This window comes from Gordonia heveisoli (assembly GCF_030315745.1).
GTDB lineage: Bacteria > Actinomycetota > Actinomycetes > Mycobacteriales > Mycobacteriaceae > Gordonia.
This window is the reverse complement of sequence record NZ_JASXSH010000006.1, coordinates 129,257-148,206: the sequence shown is the minus strand read 5'-3', so window position 1 is coordinate 148,206 and position 18,950 is coordinate 129,257. Positions and strand designations below refer to the sequence as shown.

General features: G+C 67.7%; 13 protein-coding genes. 6 read left to right on the top strand and 7 right to left on the bottom strand.

Annotated features, from left to right (window positions below; translation table 11 throughout):
• Nucleotides 1-2: 2 nt before the first annotated feature.
• The 4 genes from QSJ18_RS07505 to QSJ18_RS07490 all read right to left on the bottom strand — a co-directional run bounded on the left by QSJ18_RS07505 (nt 3) and on the right by QSJ18_RS07490 (nt 6,245).
• On the bottom strand, nt 3-1,118 hold the full coding sequence (locus QSJ18_RS07505; protein ID WP_286325709.1) for an ATP-binding protein: 1,116 nt from the start codon (nt 1,116-1,118) through the stop codon (nt 3-5).
• Nucleotides 1,115-4,576 (bottom strand): DUF4132 domain-containing protein, encoded by a 3,462-nt coding sequence (locus QSJ18_RS07500; RefSeq protein WP_286325708.1) that lies wholly within the window; start codon nt 4,574-4,576, stop codon nt 1,115-1,117. The genes QSJ18_RS07505 and QSJ18_RS07500 overlap by 4 nt, the downstream gene beginning before the upstream one ends.
• Nucleotides 4,577-4,648: 72 nt before the next feature.
• A complete protein-coding gene (locus tag QSJ18_RS07495) occupies nt 4,649-5,641 on the bottom strand; it encodes a bile acid:sodium symporter family protein (protein WP_286325799.1) in 993 nt (330 codons plus the stop codon).
• Nucleotides 5,642-5,663: 22 nt separating this feature from the next.
• Nucleotides 5,664-6,245 (bottom strand): SdpI family protein, encoded by a 582-nt coding sequence (locus QSJ18_RS07490; protein WP_286325707.1) that lies wholly within the window; start codon nt 6,243-6,245, stop codon nt 5,664-5,666.
• Between the two features lie 188 nt (nt 6,246-6,433).
• Between QSJ18_RS07490 and QSJ18_RS07485 the strand changes: the two genes are divergently transcribed.
• From QSJ18_RS07485 to leuS, 3 genes are all read left to right on the top strand, one after another.
• Nucleotides 6,434-8,449, top strand: coding sequence for a CocE/NonD family hydrolase (locus tag QSJ18_RS07485; protein ID WP_286325706.1), 2,016 nt, complete (start codon nt 6,434-6,436; stop codon nt 8,447-8,449).
• Between the two features lie 165 nt (nt 8,450-8,614).
• Nucleotides 8,615-9,148 (top strand): OsmC family protein, encoded by a 534-nt coding sequence (locus tag QSJ18_RS07480; RefSeq protein WP_286325705.1) that lies wholly within the window; start codon nt 8,615-8,617, stop codon nt 9,146-9,148.
• A 45-nt stretch (nt 9,149-9,193) separates the two neighbouring features.
• A complete protein-coding gene (gene leuS, locus QSJ18_RS07475; protein ID WP_286325704.1) occupies nt 9,194-12,040 on the top strand; it encodes a leucine--tRNA ligase in 2,847 nt (948 codons plus the stop codon).
• 148 nt (nt 12,041-12,188) lie between these two features.
• On the opposite strand, the gene QSJ18_RS07470 is transcribed toward leuS, so the two are convergent.
• Nucleotides 12,189-13,436 (bottom strand): ABC transporter substrate-binding protein, encoded by a 1,248-nt coding sequence (locus QSJ18_RS07470; RefSeq protein WP_462476008.1) that lies wholly within the window; start codon nt 13,434-13,436, stop codon nt 12,189-12,191.
• 315 nt (nt 13,437-13,751) lie between these two features.
• Here QSJ18_RS07470 and QSJ18_RS07465 point away from each other — a divergent pair, with 315 nt between their 5' ends.
• Nucleotides 13,752-14,498 (top strand): TetR family transcriptional regulator, encoded by a 747-nt coding sequence (locus QSJ18_RS07465; RefSeq protein ID WP_286325703.1) that lies wholly within the window; start codon nt 13,752-13,754, stop codon nt 14,496-14,498.
• Complete coding sequence (locus QSJ18_RS07460) at nt 14,495-15,454, top strand: amidohydrolase family protein (RefSeq protein ID WP_286325702.1); 960 nt, start codon at nt 14,495-14,497, stop codon at nt 15,452-15,454. Before QSJ18_RS07465 ends, QSJ18_RS07460 begins: the two co-directional genes overlap by 4 nt.
• Here QSJ18_RS07460 and QSJ18_RS07455 read toward each other — a convergent pair whose 3' ends face one another.
• Nucleotides 15,455-16,864, bottom strand: coding sequence for an amidohydrolase family protein (locus QSJ18_RS07455; RefSeq protein ID WP_286325701.1), 1,410 nt, complete (start codon nt 16,862-16,864; stop codon nt 15,455-15,457). It lies immediately after the preceding gene.
• A gap of 80 nt (nt 16,865-16,944) precedes the next feature.
• On the opposite strand from QSJ18_RS07455, the gene QSJ18_RS07450 reads away from it, so the two are divergent.
• Nucleotides 16,945-18,168 carry a CoA transferase gene (locus QSJ18_RS07450; RefSeq protein WP_286325700.1) on the top strand — a complete coding sequence of 408 codons (1,224 nt, stop codon included), beginning with the start codon at nt 16,945-16,947 and terminating at the stop codon, nt 18,166-18,168.
• Here the strand turns inward: QSJ18_RS07450 and QSJ18_RS07445 are convergent, their stop codons facing one another.
• Nucleotides 18,169-18,939 carry an amino acid ABC transporter ATP-binding protein gene (locus tag QSJ18_RS07445; RefSeq protein ID WP_286325797.1) on the bottom strand — a complete coding sequence of 257 codons (771 nt, stop codon included), beginning with the start codon at nt 18,937-18,939 and terminating at the stop codon, nt 18,169-18,171. It lies immediately after the preceding gene.
• Nucleotides 18,940-18,950 lie beyond the last annotated feature (11 nt).

Sequence of the window (18,950 nt, the reverse complement as noted above, 5' to 3'; positions counted from 1 at the left end):
GTTCAGGCGGTGTGTTCGCGGTGGGCGGCCAGCGCAGCCGACCAGGCGTTGCCACGTTTCGCCCGACGACGGACGACGACGTCGAAATACTGGTCGAGCTTTGTGGCGTCGTCGGGGTTGTCCTTGAGGACGGTGCCGATCAGCTGCCGTGCGACATGATTGCCGTCCACCGCGCCGTCACCGAAATAGTGGGCGTCGAGGGCGGCGGCATAGCCGACCGCGACCGCCTCGGCCGCCGACATCACCGCGGCCGGCCTCTCCACCGCGACCCCATCGGCGGTGACGCCGGTACGCAGATCGTCGAAGACGTCGATCAGCAGCGCGACCACATCCTCGCCGAGACGCGTACCCACCCCGGCTTCGGTGAGGAGGGCCGCGGTCTGGCCGGTGATCAGCTCGGCCTGGAGCGCGCGATCACGGATCGGGGTCACCGTCTCGAAGTTGAAGCGACGCTTGAGCGCCGAGGACATCTCATGTACCCCGCGGTCGCGCAGGTTGGCGGTGGCGATGACGTTGAAACCGTTGCGGGCGAACAGAATCGCATCATCGTCGGGGAGTTCCGGGATATGTAGGGCCTTGTCGGAGAGCACCCCGATCAGTGCGTCGGAGATCTCCGGCTGGACCCGGGTGATCTCCTCGAAACGGCACAGGGTGCCGGTTTCCATCGCGGTGTACAGCGGACCGCGGACGAGCGCCCGCTGCGACGGACCCTCGGCCAGGAGCAGCGCGTAATTCCACGAATACGCGATCTTGTCCTCGGTGGTGCCGGTACTGCCCTGCACCACCTGTCCAGACGTACCGGAGATGGCGGCCGAGAGAAGTTCCGACAACATCGATTTGGCCGTCCCCGGTTCACCGGCGAGCAGCAATCCGCGATTGCTCATCAGGGTGACGATGCAGCGCTCCACGAGGGCGTTGTCGCCGTAGAACTTCGGTACCACTCCAGCGCTGCGGTCGCCGACGACGAAGCTGCGGACCGCCCGCGGGGACAACCGCCATCCCGGTGGCCGAGCGCCGGCATCCGCGGCCGCGAGGGCGGCCAGTTCCGTGGCGTATACCTGCTCGGCGGGGGCGCGGAGAACCGGTCCGGCGGGTCCGGGAACCTCGGTACTGCTCATGTGATGCGCACCTTTCCGCGCCAGTTCGGATCGTGGGCCCCCAGCGCCGCGACCGATGCGAGATCGCCGATCGACTCGCGCAGCAGCACTGCGGGGACGTCGCCGAAGCGTATCCAGCGACCGTTGCCGCCGTCGGAGACATCCGTGAAGTGCAGATGCGTCAGGGCGACGCTCAGGTTCTCCTCCGGGAGTGCGATGCCGGAGAAGCCGAGTACCACCTCGATACCCGAGCTGGGGAACCGTTTCACATAGGAGGTGACGATGCCGCCGTCGCCGGTCGGGCCGCGGAGATACCCGCGCCGGGTCGTCGCGGCACGCAGCGTGAAGGCGTCGAGCAGATAGCCCTCATAGCCGTCGTAGGAGGTGGCCGCGTCGGAGACGTCATCGATGGCGATGGGTTCGCCAAGCTGGTCGAACAGCGGATCTACCTCATAGTCGACGAGGTGGGTGCGCCAGGCGGTCACCGCGGCCGGGGCCAGCGCGCCGGGGTGGACCAGGCTGATGGTGGCCTCCGCCTGGAGCTGCACCTCCTCGTCGTCGGCGTCGGTCAGCGATCCGTCGTCGAGGGGTCGGAAGGCGATCGGGTGCTCATCACCGGCCACGGCGAGCCAGATGAGCCGACCGGCCAACTGCCCGACGATCGGATGCGGCCGCAGGTAGGTGCTCCATTCGACGACCGACCAGCGTCGTTCGGTGCACATCGCCTCGTAGAGGCGATCCCGCTGTGCGACCACGGTGGTCTTGACGGCCTTGCGGGCGGCGGTGAGCCGCCGCTTCGACGCGGCCACCGCCTCGGGATCGTCGGTGGCGCGCGGTGCGGGCAGCGACTTGACCGGTTTGCCGTCCGGGTTGAACAGCGCGAGGGTGAGACCCGGTCCGATGCGCGCGCTGAACTCGCGCGGCCCGTAGTCCAGGAGCAACCGGCCGCCCGTGGAGAACCCACCGTCGGGCACGGTCCGGTCCGCCAGCTGGTCGGGAGTCCAGCCCCGCCGTTGCGCCAGCGCGCGGACCTGCATACCGGCGACCTCCTGGATACCGCGCGTGCGGAACCGCGTGGAGATCGCCAGCAGGGTCTGCACGGCGTTGTCGGCGTCCACCCAGCTCAGCATCGCCAGCAGGGCTTTGCACTGGGCGGCGGCCAGACCGTAGTTGGTGCGGATGTAGTGTTCGGCGATCGGGGCCGCGTTGTCCGTGCAGCATGACGCGCAGATCGCCAGTACTCCTTTGGTTTTGATACTTCCGACGACCAGCCAGGTGTCGAGGAGATGGTCACCCAGGCGCGCTCGGTCGGTGGCGTCGAACAGCGCGCAGTAGTAGCGCAGTGCGACGGTGGGTTCCGGATCCTTCAGTCGGACCGCGGTACCGAGCAGCCAGCGAAGTGTCTCGACGGGGACGGGTTCGCCATCATCGGCCCAGCGTACGGGCGGCAGTGCACCGACGTCGAGCCAGTCCAGGCCAGGTGGCCCGCCCTTGCGCGCGGCTTTGGCGACCTGCGCCGCCAGAGTGACCCTATTGAGGTACACGTCGGGGGAACGTCCCAGGGCGGCAAGGGCATTCAGCTGAGCTTGTAGGACACGTTCGGTACGTTCGGTGGCGTACGCACTTTCGATGACCTCGACGTCGGGGGAATCTGCCCCGGCGGCTCCGATCCGGCCCAACCACGTCGCGGCGACCGCGCGGGTGTCGGCCGCCGGATCACAGACCGCGGTGTGGATGCGGCCGATGCGGTCAGCAGGAACATCGAAGCCGTTGGGCACCAGCACATCCTGGGCGGTGACACGGGTGCGCGACGACGATCCGAGCGCGATCCGAAACAGGGTGTCGGTGAGGTCGGCGGGTAGCGCGGGCAACGTGGCGAAGGCGCGGAAAGGTGCGGTCGGATCGGCGGAGTAGGACGTATCGTCGGCCAGCGCCGCGACAAACCGATCACGGTTGGCGGCCGCGAACGGGGCGACATCGGCGGCCGGCCAGTCGTGGCCCAGTCGTTTCCAGGACATGCGGTAGGCGTCGACGAGGAGATCGGCACCGGGCAGACCCATGGTGTCGAGCAATAGTTGCAGGTGGGCAAGGTCGAAACCGGGCCGGTCGGCGTGGCCGGCCTCGATCGCCTCCACCGCAGCGGTACTCAGCGCAGCGCCGCTGGGGATGCGCAGCAGGTTCATGAACTGCAGGGTGATGAGTGTGGCGGTCGGTGTCATATCGGGGCAGCGCCACAATGCGGTGAGTGCCGGGACGATCGCGTCCTGCGCCTGGTAGGGCAACAGGTCGCGGAAGCGTCGGTCGGTGGCCGGTCGTCGGCCGCTGGTGAGCGCCCGGACCAGGTCGGCGTCGGCGTCGGGATGGCCGATGTCACGGACGAACCGCGTTATCGCATCGCGCAGGCTCGGGGTGATCTCGATGCGCCATTCGGCCGGTGTGCCAGTGCGTGTACCCGTGGTGTCCGAGAGAGTGTCGGCGTCGGTCGGCAGCTGGGTGACGCGGTGGGCCCATTCGCGCGCGAGCGCCTTCGCGGCGGCGGACGTGGCGCGGGCGGCGAAGTCGATCGCCCAGCGTCGGTCGTCGGGGGTGGGGCCGAGTTTCCAGATCGCCCGCAGCGCACGGATCTGGGTACTGCTGTCACCCTCGTTGGCCGCCCGTTTGAGGGATTCGATCATCGCATCAGCGGGGCACCGGGTGGCCGACTTCTCCGCGGCCACGGCCGTGGTCACCGACGTGCCGACCAGGGCGGCGGTGATGACGTCGGCGAAGGGCGCCAACGCGGCGTCGGCGAGACCGTCGAACAACTCCAGCAGTACCGTGCGGGCCTTGGCTGGTTGTCGGGCCGCCAGCGCGGCGAGGACCTCGCTGTCCGCGGCGACCGCCACCTCGAAGTCGGGCAGATCGCGAATGATGTTGCGAATACCGGTCAGTCCCGCGTAGCGAAATGTGGTGTCGTAGGAGAACACCGCCTCGAGCAGTTCGCCCGGGCGGCCACCGCCGGCGACCACGATCGCATCGAGGGTGGCCAGGTGGACCGGGAGCGGCCCGGATGAGGCGAATCCGGCCCGATGCCGGAAACACTTGGCGATGTCGTCGATCAACCGTTCGGCGCCGTGGTCCCCTGCGACGGGTGTCAGCGTGGGTGGCGACGCCCGATAGCCGGTGAGGACCTGTGCCCAGCGTCGGGCGACGATCGGGGTGACCTGATCGAGGAGTGCATAGGCCCGGTGCCGGAGGTCGGGGACGGTGTCGTTCAGGTACGACGACGACCACCAGCCGCCGTGAGCGCGGGCGATCGCGGCCGCGACTTCGGGATCGGTGCCGGTGCGCAACTGGTCGGCCACCCGATCGGCGATGGCCTGCCGCTCGTCCGGGTCGGCGATGGCGGGGTCGGTGGCGATGGACCGGCGGAGGGCGGCGATGAACTCACGATCGGCGGTAGTCGGCGTCGTGCGGTCGGCTCGCCGGAACAAAGCCATACCCGTCTCGTCCCCTCTGCTTCCATCGTGCAAGCCCACTGTAGTGACGGGCCCCGACAACCGGCCGTGATGTCAGTCGGTCGACTCGTCGAGCTCGCGGGCGTAGCGCGCCGACAGCCACGAACACAGAATCAGCTGGATCTGATGAAAGATCATCAGCGGCAACACGATCAGACCGACGACCGATCCGGAGAACAGCACGGTGGCCATCGGCAGGCCGGTTGCCAGGCTCTTCTTGGTGCCACAGAACTGGATGGCGATGGTGTCGGCGCGGTCGAAGCCGAGGCGCTGAGGTAGCCAGCGGGTCACGAAGAGCATCACGATCACCAACAGCAGCGAGATGATCGCGACGGCGATGACGTCGGCGGCACTCACCAGCGACCAGATGCCCTCACGCACACCCTCGCTGAAGGCGACGTAGACGACGAGCACGATCGCGCTGCGATCGGCGTATTTGGTGGGCGCGGCGTGCCTGCTGAAGAACGGTCCCACCCACGGCCGCGCGATCTGGCCGACGATGAACGGCACCAGGATCTGGGCCACGATCTTCAACACCGACGACGCGTCGATGTGGATGTCGCCCGCGGTACTCATCAGCGCGACCACCAGCAGCGGCGTCAGGAACACGCCGAGGATGTTCGACGTCGACGCGCTGACGATGGCGCCGGCCACGTTGCCGCGCGCGATCGAGGTGAAGGCGATCGAGGACTGAACGGTCGACGGAACCAGACACAGAAACAGCAGACCTGCGTACAGATCGTCGCCGACGAGTGGTTCGGCGATCGGCCGAAGTGCCAGGCCGATCAACGGGAACGCGACAAAGGTGAAGGCCAGGATCGTCAGGTGCAAACGCCAGTGTCGGAGTCCGTCGAGGGCCTCCCGCGGATGCAGGCGGGTGCCGTAGAGGAAGAACAGCGCACCGATCGCGATCGTGACGACCCAGTCCAGTATGTCGGCCGTGGCGCCCTCGGCGGGCAGGAAGGCGGCGATGACGACGGCGGCCAGGATCGATAGGACAAAGCCGTCGATCGGGGATCGTTGCAGCAGCCTGCGGAAGAAGTCGATGATCGGCACCGGCTCGCGGGCCTCAGGCCTGCGCGGTTTCGGTGGTGCACATACCGCGCAGCGAGCACGCCCCACAGCTGCTGGTGCCACAGTCGGCCGCGGGGTCGTCGTGCGGTGCGGCGCATCCGGCGTCGGCCCCAGAAGTGGTGCCCCCAGAAGTGGTGCCCCCAGAAGTGCTGGCCGCAGGCGCGTCGTGCGCGTGATCGTCACCGCCGGAACAGCACCCGCAGCCCCCGTCGGCCGACTCGGCCGGGATGGTGGCGGCCGCGCGGACACCGAGTCCGCTCACCACACCGACGACGGCCAGTGCGGCGGTCAGGGCGACGACGGCGCACAGCAGTGAAAACCAGCCGGAGATCGCGACGGTGAGCACCGCGCCGAGGACCAGGATGAGGCTCGCGCCCAGTAGACCGGGACCGGCGACCCGGTTGGCCAGGGTGAAGCCGGCTGCGGAACGCATCGTCTCGTCGGCGCGCACACCGATCCAGCGATTGCGTTGCAGGCGGCCGGTCAGCCCGAGGATGCCGGTCGTCGACCACACCACGGCCAGGACGATCAGCAGCGATGCGATAACGATGGACAGCACACTCACGGTCACAACCATACGACCGTCGCCGTCACCTGGCCGAATTGCGGTCCACCACCCAGCGCTGCGCGGTGGCCGGAACCACCTGCGAGACCCTTCTGTGATCTGTGCAACCTTCGTGTTACCGTTCGGTAGTTTCTCAGGTTCTTATCAGTGGGGGGTTCGAAATGAGACGAGGTCGCCTCGCGCGCTTGTCCTCGAAACGCATGGTCATCGGAGTGGGGTCGGTGCTGACCGCGCTGACGCTGGTCGTGACACCGGCGACGGTCGGCGCGTCACCACGTGTGGATGCGGGCGCGCAGGGCGTCGGGTGGGCGCGGACGCACGACGGTCCGCAGCAATATCCGGGTGTCGCGGTCCAGTGGAATGTGCCGATCCGGATGAGCGACGGCACCGTGTTGCGCGGCAACATCTACCGGCCCGCCGATCGTGCGCAGCGTCCGATCGCGAAGAAGACGCCGGTCATCCTCAATCTGACGCCTTACACCAAGATGGTCACCTCGCTCGCCGTGGCGACCCTGCAGAACCCGGTCCTCGAGCCGTATCTCAAGCAGATCCTCAACGCCATTCAGCTCGGCGGCACCCCGCTGTCGGGATTCGACCAGCTCATCGGTGCTGCCCGGGACGGCGGCGTCCGCAACTTCGCCGTCGACACCGCACTCGTCCGCAGCGGCTACACGCAGGTCGTCGTCGACGTCCGCGGTACCGGCTGGTCGCAGGGCCGATGGAACGTCTTCCAGTCGCGTGAGCAACAGGACTCGGTCGAGGTGATCGACTGGGCCGCCAAGCAATCGTGGTCGGACGGCCGGGTCGGCATGTCCGGCGTGTCCTACTCGGGCATCAACCAGATCCAGGCGGCCAACAAGCGGCCCAAGGCGCTCAAGGCGATCTTCCCGGTGGAACCGGGTGGCGATCTGATCCGCGACATCGTCGCCCCCGGCGGCGCACTCGGTGTCGGCTTCCTGCCGATGTGGCTGACCCTGGTCAACACCACCAAGATGATCCCGAACGTGGCGTCGATGTTGAACGGCACCTTCGACTGGAAATGGCTCGCCGACCGAGTCGCCGACCCGGTGACCTTCTTCCCGCAGCTGTTCGCCGCGCTGCTCACCCCCGACATCCCGTCGGTACCCAAGGAGCTCAAGGAACTGCTGGAGGACGGCACCGAGCCGCGCGAGTCCTGGCAGGCCCGGGCCGAGCAGATCAACGTCCCGACCTTCATCTACGGCGGCTGGTTCGACCTGTTCACCAACAGCGAGGTGCGGATGTTCAACAAGATCCCGCTACCCGCAGGCCAGAAGCAGCTGCTGATGGGCGACGGCTACCACCTCACCATCGGTGGCGGACAGGGCGGCGTGGGTCGCCCGCCGCGGCTGGATGTGTTGCAACGCGCCTGGTTCGACAAGTGGATCAAGGGCATCGACAACGGCATCGAGACCTACGGTCCGGCCACGCTCAAGCAGGTCGGTGATCGGTGGATCCGGGCCCAGCAGTTCCCCCGCGCAGGTATGGAACGCCAGCGGCTGTACCTGACCGATCGTCGTAGCGGTACCGCCGCCCACGCCGTCCGCGACGGTGGGTTGTCGACCGGCAAACCGAATTCGCGGGCACGGTTCACCGTCGCCCCGAACCTGTGGACGCTCTGCTCGCGGGATGCGACCCAGCAGATGGCCGGCGCGCTGGCGATCTTCCCGTTCTGCTCCGACAACGCCTGGATCTCCGAACACGGCGCGTTGAGCTTCACCACCGCACCGGTGCGGAGCACACGGTCGGTCTCGGGCTACAGCAACCTACGCCTGAACGCGGTCATGGACGCCACCGACGGCTACTACACGGCGACCCTCAACGACGTCGCTCCCGACGGCACGTCGAAGGTGATCAGCTCCGGCCAGATCATGGCGTCGCTGCGGGCCATCGATCCGGCACAGTCGACCTTCGCCGCCAACGGCGACGTGATCGACCCGTTCTACAAGCTGACGCTGTCGTCCCGACAGCGGGTGACGCCGGGACGTCCGGTCACCCTCGACATCGGTCTACTGCCGACCGAGGCGCTCATCCGGGCCGGACACCGGCTGCGCATCGACGTCTTCGCGTCGAATTTCCCGCGCGGACTCCAGTTGCGGCCGCTGCTGAACGAATCGCAGCTGCGTCCCATCCACATCCAGCTGGATCCGAATCAGCCCAGCTTCGTCAACATTCCGCTGTCGGAGCCGCTGCCCTGACGGAGCGATAACCGAGGCGGCAAGGGCCTCGTGATACCGATGACCGGCCTCGGCGAGAGTTTCGCCGAGGCCGGTCGCAATCGGTGACCCGGGCGCCGGTCGGCCCTAGCGTCGGCGGCGAAAGCCCGACCCATCCGGGTGGGCCCGACACACCGGAGTACCGCGATGACCCAAGCCACCACCCGCCTCAACGATGTCGACCTGGACGCCGTCACCGGACTGGTGGACGCGATCAACGACGACCCAGGCAAGGCGCAGACCACCTGGGCCGCCCACGTGCGCTGGGACTCCGCGTTCGCATCGTCGGCGCGCATCCGGAACTTCGATCCGATCCGCTCCGACGAACCCGCCGCGCTCGGCGGCGGCGACACCGGCCCGAATCCGGTCGAACAGCTGCTCGGCGCACTCGGCAACTGCCTGACGGTCGGCTACATCGCCAACGCGAGCGTTGCCGGGATCGCGATCGACGACCTGCGCATCGACCTGAAAGGCGACCTGGACCTGCGGGTCTTCCTCGGGCTCGCGGAGGGGCACGCCGGTTTCGAGTCGATCACCGCGACCGTGCATCTCACGTCCTCGGCCGCGCCCGAACAGATCGACGAACTGCACACCAAGGTGCTGGCCTCCTCGCCGGTGGGTCACACGCTGTCGCACGCAGTGCCGGTGAACATCGAGCTGGCCGCACCACCGCGCGGGTGAGGGACCGGCTGGATCGGCCGAAACACGACGATTTACGCTGGTCGGGTGACTTCAGCTGATTCGGACCGCAACCGTTACACCGCCGACGTGGCCGGTGAGATCGAGCAGCGGTGGCAGCAGACGTGGACCGAACAGGGCGCCTTCGAGGCGCCGAATCCGGTCGGACCGCTCGCCGGTGACCTGAGCGCGTTCGACGGTAGCGGCGCGGACGCCGCGGACAAGCTGTTCGTCCAGGACATGTTCCCGTATCCCTCGGGCGCGGGCCTGCACGTCGGGCATCCGCTGGGTTTCATCGCCAGCGACGTCTACGCGCGCTACCAGCGGATGACCGGCGCCAACGTGCTGCACACCATGGGCTTCGACTCCTTCGGCCTGCCTGCCGAGCAGTACGCCGTGCAGACCGGTACCCATCCGCGTACCACCACCGAGGCGAATATCGAGCGCTATCTCGGTCAGATCCGACGCCTGGGACTCGGCCACGACGAACGCCGTCGTGTCGCCACCACCGACGTCGACTTCTATCGCTGGACCCAGTGGATCTTCCTGCAGATCTACAACGCCTGGTATGACGTCGATCGGCAGAAGGCGCGTCGGATCTCCGAACTGGTCGAGGAGTTCGCCGCCGGGACCCGTCCGGTGCCGGGTGGTCGGGTCTGGGCAGAGCTGGACGCGGCGGAACGGACCGCGATCATCGACGATCACCGCCTGGTCTACCAGAGTGATTCGCTGGTCAACTGGTGCCCGGGTCTGGGCACCGTGCTGGCCAACGAGGAGGTCACCGCCGACGGCCGCAGCGATCGCGGCAACTTCCCGGTGTTCCGTAAACATTTGCGGCAGTGGATGATGCGCATCACCGCCTACTCCGACCGGCTGCTCGACGATCTGGAGCTGCTGGATTGGCCGGAGAAGGTCAAGACCATGCAGCGCAACTGGATCGGGCGTTCGCGGGGTGCCCGTGTCGACTTCGCCGCGGCCGGTACCGACGCCACCATCGAGGTGTTCACCACCCGTCCGGATACCTTGTTCGGCGCCACTTACATGGTGCTGGCCCCCGAACACGAGTTGGTCGACGTGCTGACCGTGGCGGAGTGGCCCGCGGGCACCGACGAGCGCTGGAAGGGTGGCGCGTCGTCGCCGGCTGAGGCGATCAAGAGCTACCGCGCGGGTATCGCGGCGAAGTCGGATCTGGAGCGGCAGGAGAACAAGGAGAAGACCGGCGTCTTCACCGGCACCTTCGCCGTCAATCCGGTGAACGGTGAGTCGATTCCGGTGTTCATCGCCGACTATGTGCTGATGGGGTACGGCACCGGTGCCATCATGGCGGTGCCTGCGCACGACCTGCGCGACTACGAGTTCGCGACCGTGTTCGGACTGCCGATCGTCGAGGTCATCGGTTCCGAGCAGGGCGTAGCGACCGAGGCTTACGTCGGTGACGGGCCCGCGGTGAACTCCGGCTTCCTCGACGGTCTGCCGGTCGACGACGCCAAGACCGCCATGATCGACTGGCTGGAATCGCAGGGCAAGGGTTCGGGCACCATCCAGTACAAGCTGCGGGACTGGCTGTTCGCCCGACAGCGCTACTGGGGTGAACCGTTCCCGATCGTGTACGACGAGCAGGGGCAGGCCCACGCTCTGCCGGAATCGATGCTGCCGGTGGAACTTCCGGAGGTCGACGACTACGCACCGGTGTCTTTCGACCCCGACGACGCCGACAGCGAGCCGTCGCCGCCGCTGGCCAAGGCCACCGATTGGGTGACCGTCGAACTCGACCTGGGTGACGGCCCGAAGACCTACACCCGCGACACCAACGTCATGCCGCAGTGGGCGGGTAGTTCCTGGTATCAGCTGCGCTACATCGACCCGACCGACGAGCAGGAGTTCGTCGCGAAGGAGAATGAGGCGTACTGGATGGGCCCGCGTCCGGCATTGCACGGCCCGAACGATCCCGGTGGACTGGATCTGTACATCGGTGGTGTGGAGCATGCGGTGCTGCACCTGCTGTACTCGCGGTTCTGGCACAAGGTGCTCTTCGACCTCGGCTATGTGACCAGCCGGGAGCCGTATCGAAAGCTGTTCAACCAGGGCATGATCCAGGCGTATGCCTACACCGACGCGCGCGGCGTCTACGTTCCCGCCGAAGAGGTCGTCGAACGGGACGGCGAGTTCTTCTATCAGGATCAGCCGGTCAATCAGGAATACGGCAAGATGGGCAAGTCGCTGAAGAATTCGGTGGCGCCCGACGACATCTGCCGCGATTACGGGGCCGACACCTTGCGCGTCTACGAGATGTTCATGGGTCCGCTCGATCAGTCGCGACCGTGGGCCACCAAGGACGTCGTCGGCGCGCAGCGGTTCCTGCAGCGGGTGTGGCGACTGGTGGTGGACGAGGAGACCGGGGGTCCCCGGGTCGTCGACGTGGCGGCGTCCGACGACGCGAAGAAGCTGCTACACAAGACGATTGCCGGTGTTCGCGAAGACTTTGCCGCGCTCCGCAACAACACGGCGGTGGCGAAGCTGACCGAACTCACCAATCACCTCACCAAGTTCTACGGTGACGGTGCGCCGCGCGAGATCGTCGAACCGCTGGTGCTGATGCTGGCGCCGCTGGCCCCACATATCGCCGAGGAACTGTGGCACCGGCTCGGTCACGACGCCCTCCTGGTGCGTGGGCCGTTCCCGGTCGCCGACGAGGCGTGGCTGGTCGAGGACACCGTCGAGATCCCGATCCAGGTCAAGGGCAAGGTGCGCAGTCGTATTCAGGTGGCGGCGGACGCGGACGAGGCAACGATCCGGGCCGCGGCCCTGGCCGACGAGAAGATCGCGGCGCTGCTCGACGGTGAACCGCGCAAGGTGATCGTCGTTCCGGGCCGGATGGTCAACGTCGTTCCCTGACCGATCGTCGTGGCGTGCGAGCTGATCGGCCGTGCGTCGGCGGTACGGTGCATGCGCTCATCCACGACGACGTGGGGGGGGGGGGGGGGGGGGGGGGGGGGGGGGGCCCCCCCCCCCCCCCACGCCCGGTATCAGGGAGAGGCGACGGTCAGTTGTTGACTACGGTCGCGTTCTCGAGCTTGCCGGTGTCGGTGACGTCGCTGACCAGGATGGCGCGACTGCACAGGGCCGGCAGCGGCGGGAAAGCCGTGCCATTGCAGCTGAACGTGATGCCGGGTGCTGCGGGCAGCGGGACATCGGTGGCCTGCTTGAAGGCGTCGGCGACAGCCTTCGGGGTTACCGGACCGGTCAGCGACTTGCCGACCTCACCGAGCGCGACCATGACCTGGTAACCCATGTACGCCAGGCCGGCCGGATCGGTGTTCGGGGCGTACTTGGCGATCACCGAGCGGTAGAGCACGACACTGGGATCATCGGAACCGATGGCGACGGTGGTGAACGCCTTACCGCCGGCAACCGCGTCCGCGCCGACTGCCTCGACGACCTTGTGGTCGAGGCAGGCCGAGATCAGGTACTTCGCGACGTCCGGAGCGGCGGTCTGCAGCACCTTCAGCGCACTGATGCACTGACGGCCGTCACCGAGGATCGACACCGCACCCGGCTTGCCGGCCAACGCGGCCTGGATCTGCGGGGTGGGATCGGCGACACTCAGCGGAATCGTGACGACGTCGAGTTCGACCCCGGCCCGCTTGAACAGCATCCCGCCGAGGGCCTTCAGCGCGGCACCCGCGTCGCCGGTGTCGCCGACGAGTACGGTCACCTTCTTGACGCCGTCGCGCGCAGCGACCTGCGCCTGACCGCCGAGCGCCGCGACGATGCCGCCGGACAGCATGAACGAGTTGGGTGCCGCCATCTCCGCCTGCGAGACCGGCGCCTGCGCGATGTAGGGGATGCCCGCGCCGGTGACGATCGGTAGCATCACCGCACCCTGCGCACCCATCGGGCTGACGACCGCGGCAACCTTCGCCGCCACCATCTGCTGCGCACACTTGGTGGCCGACGTCGGCTCCTCGTGCTGCTTGCAGACGACGAGTTCGACCTTGTGCCCACCGATACCGCCGGCGTTGTTGTTCAGGTACTGGACCGCGGCCTCACCGCCCTCGCGCACCGACGGGACATCGACCGCGCCGCCCTCCGCGCTGATGAAGCCGATCTTGATCGGCTCACCGGTGGCCGGATTGTTCGGCAGTTCGGTCGTCGAGCCTGCATTGGCGGTGACGTCGTTGTCACTGCTGTCATCGGCGCAGGCGGTCAGTCCGCCCAGTGCGAGCATTCCGGCCGCCCCGACGATGGTCACCGACCGCAGGACCCGCTTCAGGCGAGATGATGTGTGCACGTTTTTCCCTTCGAGCTCTGTGACACAACTGATCCGCAAATACCTTGCTGACCAGCAAATAAGTCGAACTGAAGTGTCAACAGTAAGAGGCACTGTAGAACCTTCTGTGAGCAAGATAACGTCGCTTGTGCGCCGATGGGTCGGTTTCGCGATTTTTGCGGGAGATCCGGCGCCGACGGGCAGGGTGCAGGCACCGAAGACGAAACCGTGCGGGCATCGGACACGGCTACGCGGGCCGCCAGATGGGCGGTCGTCCACGTAGGGTCGGATACGTCCGGAGCCGTGCCGGGCACGGATGACAGGGAGATACAGACGATGACGACGGCCAGGACCGCGAACGGTGCGGCAGCGAAGAAGACGGCAGGTGAGAAGCCGCGGCGCAAGCGGGGCGCCAACGCGCGCCTCGCCCGCGGTTCGCTGACCGCGGCCGATATCGTCACCGCCGCCTTCGAGGTCGCCAACGAGGTGTCGCTGGCCGATTTCAGCATGCCGATGCTCGCCAAACACCTCGACGTCGGCGTGACGAGTCTCTACTGGCATTTCCGCAAGAAAGAAGACCTGCTCGATGCGATGACCGACGAGGCCTACAGCTACTACCACGACACGACCCCCTTCGACGGAGTCGACAGCTGGCAGGATGCCCTGCGCCGCCACTTCAATGCGATCCGTCGCATCCTGCGTGGTCGTCCCGTACTCGTCGAGCTGATCCTGCTGCGCTCCCGGCGTGATCGGCTCAACGCCCAATCACAGCCCGCCACCGCCGATCTCGTCGACTCGGTGGTGTCGGCGATGGTCGAGGTCGGCTTTGCGATCGACGACGCCCTGGAGATCTATCTCGCGCTCATGGCGCACGTCTGTGGCGCCGCGATGGTCGACTACCAGGAGATGTTCAGCACCTATTCCGGCGGTGCTCCCGGACGCGGAACCGGCGATCGCGTACCGATTCCACTGTTCACCGATCTGGCGGGCAAGGGCCACGAGATCACCAACGTCGAGGACATGGCCTTCGACTTCGGTTTCGAGGCAATGATCTCCGCGGCCGAGCGTAGGCTGACCGTATGAGTGGCCCGGACTGCTGCGGCACGCCTACCGGCGCCCCTCCGGACAACGCCTCGGATGGGTACGCCGCCCCCTTCAGCGATGCCGAAGCCGCAGCAGTACAAGCGTTCTCCGCAGATCTGGGCCTGCCGGGCATCATCGATGTGCACACCCATTTCATGCCCCGTCGGGTGATGGACAAGGTGTGGGCCTATTTCGATTCGGCGGGTCCGCTCCTCGGGCGCGAATGGCCCGTCACCTATCGTGCCGACGAACAGGCCCGCATCGACGCACTTCGGGCGTTCGGTGTTCGCGCCTATTCGTCACTGGTGTATCCACACAAGGCCGACATGGCTGAATGGCTCAACGGGTGGGCGGCGGATTTCGCCGCCGCACATGACGACTGCCTGCACACCGCAACGTTCTACCCCGAGCCGTCGGCTCCGGCCTACGTCGGCCGGGCCATCGCCGCCGGAACCCGAATCTTCAAATGCCATATCCAGGTCGGCGACTTCTCCGCACTCGACTCGATGCTCGACGGCGTGTGGGCCCAGCTGGCCGACGTTGGTACGCCGATCGTCATTCATTGCGGCTCCGGCCCCGCTCCCGGAAACTACACCGGCCCGGAGCCGATTGCGGCTCTCCTGCAACGCTTTCCGTCCCTACATCTGATCGTCGCACATATGGGCACCCCCGAGTACGCGGAGTTCCTCGACCTCGCCGAGCGTTTCGACAACGTCGCACTGGATACGACGATGTCGTTCACCGACTTCTCCGAGGCGAGCGCCCCGTTCCCGGTCGAGTTGCGGCCGAGGCTGGCCGCGCTCGGGGACAAAGTGCTCTTCGGCAGCGACTTCCCGAATATCCCGTACACCTACACGCACGCCGTCGAAGCGCTGGTCCGTCTCGATCTCGGCGCCGATTGGCTGCGGAATGTGCTCTACCACAATGCGGCACAGCTGTTCGGTGTCGGCATCTGATCAGCAGACCCGGCCGCCGATGACCCTGATGGTCACCGACACCGACCCCGGATCGTCGAGCACCGCGGCATAGGGGCGATCGGCGACGATGAGGTCGCCGGGCTGCCCGACCGCGATGCGGCGCGCAGCTCCGGCCGGGGCACCGATCGGGGTGCGGTGCCGGGCGAGCGCCTGCGCCACCGTGATCCGTTCCGCCGACGCGCCGACCCGTCGTCCCGACGCGGTGCGGCGGTCGACGGCCGCAGCGATGGTGGTCCACGGGTTCAGTGGTCCGTAGGGGGCATCGCTGCTCAGCGCGACGGGAACCCCGGCGTCGATCAGGCTGCCGCAGCGATACAGATCATCGTGGTCGGCGGGGGCGGTGCCGGCCAGGAAGTCGTCGCCGCGGTCGGCGAGGAAACCCGGCTGGGTCACGACGGTCAGGCCTCGCCGGGCCAGGTCGGCGACAGCATCGGCGGGAATCATGCCGCCATGTTCGATACGATCACCGCGGCGCGTCCCGGCGATGTCGAAGGCGGCCAGTAGCAACGCCAGCGCGACCCGGCTGACGCAGTGCACGGCGACCGCCCGGCCGGCGTCGTGGGATGCCGCGACGGCGTGTGCGAGTTCGTCGAGGCCGGGTAGCGATGAGTCGCCGATGACGATCTTGACCGGGCCCACCGTGATCCGCGGATGGTCGATCCGTACCTCGGATCCGGCCCCCAACAACTGCACGCGCCCACTGATCTCGCCGCGGTCCACCGCGTCGACCACGGCGGCGACCGCCCGGTCGTCGAGATCGGGGGTGGCGTCGGTGACCTCGACGATCCCCAGCTGACGCAAGCGATCGCCGACACCGGTGAGAGCGGGAAAACCGGTGTCGGGTAACCGCTCCCGCAGCCAGTCGTCGGCCCGCCAGACCCGTCCGGTTGGGTAGCCCGCGTCGTCGCGTTCGATGCCGGGATGGCGGGCGGCGGCCAGGCCGCACTGCGCCACGGCACGGCTGTTGAGCATCCACATCGCACCGCTGCGGTGCTGAATACGCACGGGCCGTGCCGATTCGAGCGCGTCGATGCGCTTCGCGGTGAGGTCCCCGGAAACCGACTCGACGTAGCCGGTGCCCCGGATCCATCCCACACCGTCCGGACGCGCAGCCCTCAGCGCGGCACCGAGCTGTCCGGCGTCGGCGACCGCTGGAGGGCCACACCGCACCGAGGCGTCCGCGACCGCGAGGGCGAAGAGATGGAGGTGATGATCGCTGAATCCGGGCAGCACCGCACGGCCCCCGGCGTCCACGACCGGCGCACCGCCGGAATCGAGGTTCTCGGCGATCTCGGTGATGACGGCCGTCTCGTCGTGGGACTCGACGCGGATCTGTAGATGCCGATCCGATCCGGTGTCGGCACCGACCACGACCACACCCGCTCCCATTCCCGCATCCTAGCCAGCACACCTGGTACTTGTGGTTTCGTCACCGATGTCCGGTGGCGCACCCCGACCCGGGAGAGCAGATGGCCACCGATCCGCGTATCGAGGACTGGGCGCGGTCGGGCCTGGCCGCGGTGACCGGGCGGTCCGACGGTCCGCCCGACCTCTCACGCGCCCCGGTCCTCGCGCAGGCCCGAGCCCGCCTGACCGCCTTCGCCACCGCATTCGGCGGAGATGGCACCGATCTCGGCGACGTGGATGCCGCCGAACTCCTCGCGGGCCGTGCCGGGTTGACCGGCCATCGCCGACGCGGGCAGATCTCCGTGGGCGGAGCGTGCCGGCTGATCCGCGCCGCCGACGGATGGTTCGCCTTGTCGCTGGCCCGCAATGACGATCTGGCGCTCGTACCCGCGTTGCTCGGCGGGGACGTCGACGGCGACCCATGGCGGGCCGTCGTAGCCGACTCCCGGCACCGGCCCGCCGCGCAGGTCGTCGACCGGGCACGGCTCCTCGGCCTGCCTGCGGCCGTTCGAGGTGAGACCGCGCCGCGCGCGCCGGAGGTGCGCAGCCGGGGTGAGCGAGCCGCGAGTCCGCCGATGTCGCAGATCCTCGTCGCCGATCTCTCCTCGCTATGGGCCGGCCCGCTGTGCAGCCGTCTGCTGAGCCGTGCCGGGGCCACCGTCGTCAAGGTCGAGAGCCCGCACCGACCGGACGGCACCCGCCGCGGCGAGTCACGCTTCTACGACTGGATGAACGCCGGAAAGCTCTCGTACGCACTCGACTTCCACACCGACCGGGATCATCTCGCCCAGCTGATCGGTGTCGCCGATGTCGTCATCGAGGGCTCCCGGCCGCGCGCTCTGCGGGCGTTGGGGCTGTCCGCAGATCAACTCTCGCCGCGACCCGGTCAGGTGTGGGTACGACTGACGGCCCACGGGTCCCGACCGCCGGGCGACGAGTGGATCGGTTTCGGCGACGACGCTGCCGTCGCAGGTGGCCTGGTCGCCGACACCCCCACCGGCCCGACATTCTGCGGCGACGCCATCGCCGACCCGCTCACCGGCATCGAGGCCGCGGCCAGTGTCGCCGCGGCTCTCGGTAACGGCGGCGGGGTTACCGTCGACATCGCACTCGCACACGTCGCCGCGACATATGCGGCGCTCACCCCTGTTTCGGCCGAACGCGCCAGTGGGGATACCGCGGTCGCCGAACCGCAGCCGCCTGTGGGTGTGGGCGGCGTCCCACGGGCATCCGAACTGGGCGCCGACAACGTCGAGGTACGCCGGCTCGTCGCCGCACGGTGCTGACTACAGCACCTGCGACAGGAACGCGCGCAGCCGCTCGGACTTGGCGTCGGTGAAGATCTGTTCCGGCTCACCGGTTTCCACGACCGCACCGTGGTCCATGAACAGCACGTTGTCGGAAACATTGCGGGCATAACCCATCTCGTGGGTGACGACGACCATCGTCATCCCCTGTCCGGCGAGGTCGGCCATCAACGCCAGCACCCCCTTGACCAGTTCGGGATCCAGCGCAGACGTCGCCTCGTCGAAGAACATCACCTGCGGCGCCATCGCGAGCGCACGTGCGATCGCCACCCGCTGCTGCTGGCCACCGGACAGATTCCCGGGGCGAGCGTCCGCCTTGTTGACCAGCCCGACGATCGCCAGCTGTTCTAGCGCCAGTGCCCGCGCCTGCTCCTTGTTCAGCCCACGCAGTTTGCGCGGCCCGAGGGCGATGTTCTCCGCAACCGTCATATGTGGGAACAGGTTGAACTGCTGGAAGACCATCCCGATCCGGCGCCGCAACTCGTCGGGGTTGTCCGTCAGCACCGAACGCCCGTCGAGCAGAATGTCCCCGGCGTCGGGTTCGTGCAGCCGGTTGAGTACGCGCAGCAGCGTCGATTTGCCCGACCCCGACGGTCCGATCACCGACGTCGTCGTTCCGGCATTCACCTGGATGTCGACCCCGCGCAGCACATGGTGCTTGCCGAAGGACAGGTGCAGTCCGCTACCCGTCAGCGACACCGCGGGCAGCCCGTCGCTGATTCGCGGGGAGTCGATCCCTCTGGTGTTGATGTCCGACACGG